The sequence below is a fragment of the Streptococcus infantis genome (assembly GCF_047460685.1).
In the GTDB taxonomy this organism is placed as follows: domain Bacteria; phylum Bacillota; class Bacilli; order Lactobacillales; family Streptococcaceae; genus Streptococcus; species Streptococcus infantis_AD.
This window is the reverse complement of sequence record NZ_JASHFS010000044.1, coordinates 1-1,089: the sequence shown is the minus strand read 5'-3', so window position 1 is coordinate 1,089 and position 1,089 is coordinate 1. Positions and strand designations below refer to the sequence as shown.

At 42.4% G+C, this 1,089-nt stretch carries 1 protein-coding gene; it reads left to right on the top strand.

The genetic code is table 11. From position 1 onward, the window contains the following. The coding region (locus tag QM917_RS10565; RefSeq protein ID WP_414285726.1) for a Rib/alpha-like domain-containing protein at window positions 1-1,089 on the top strand (1,089 nt) is incomplete at both ends.

Below are 1,089 nucleotides of genomic sequence, written 5' to 3'. Positions count from 1 at the left end.
CTCCAACAGCGAAAGATCAAACTGTTAAACCAGGAGATAAACCATCTGCTAAAGATTCAATCGGTAATGTCGGCGATCTTCCTAAGGGCACAACAGTAGAGTTCAAGACACCAGTAGACACAACTACCCCAGGTGACAAAGACGCTACAGTCGTTGTAACATACCCAGATGGATCTAAGGATGAAGTACCAGTTAAAGTAACTGTAAAAGATCCAGAGAAGACATCTGATGCAGACAAGAATACTCCAACAGCGAAAGATCAAACTGTTAAACCAGGAGATAAACCATCTGCTAAAGATTCAATCGGTAATGTCGGCGATCTTCCTAAGGGCACAACAGTAGAGTTCAAGACACCAGTAGACACAACTACACCAGGTGATAAAGACGCTACAGTCGTTGTAACATACCCAGATGGATCTAAGGATGAAGTACCAGTTAAAGTAACTGTAAAAGATCCAAGTGCACCAGCTACAGATGCAGACAAGAATACTCCAACAGCGAAAGATCAAACTGTTAAACCAGGAGATAAACCATCTGCTAAAGATTCAATCGGTAATGTCGGCGATCTTCCTAAGGGCACAACAGTAGAGTTCAAGACACCAGTAGACACAACTACACCAGGTGATAAAGACGCTACAGTCGTTGTAACATACCCAGATGGATCTAAGGATGAAGTACCAGTTAAAGTAACTGTAAAAGATCCAAGTGCACCAGCTACAGATGCAGACAAGAATACTCCAACAGCGAAAGATCAAACTGTTAAACCAGGAGATAAACCATCTGCTAAAGATTCAATCGGTAATGTCGGCGATCTTCCTAAGGGCACAACAGTAGAGTTCAAGACACCAGTAGACACAACTACCCCAGGTGACAAAGACGCTACAGTCGTTGTAACATACCCAGATGGATCTAAGGATGAAGTACCAGTTAAAGTAACTGTAAAAGATCCAGAGAAGACATCTGATGCAGACAAGAATACTCCAACAGCGAAAGATCAAACTGTTAAACCAGGAGATAAACCATCTGCTAAAGATTCAATCGGTAATGTCGGCGATCTTCCTAAGGGCACAACAGTAGAGTTCAAGACAC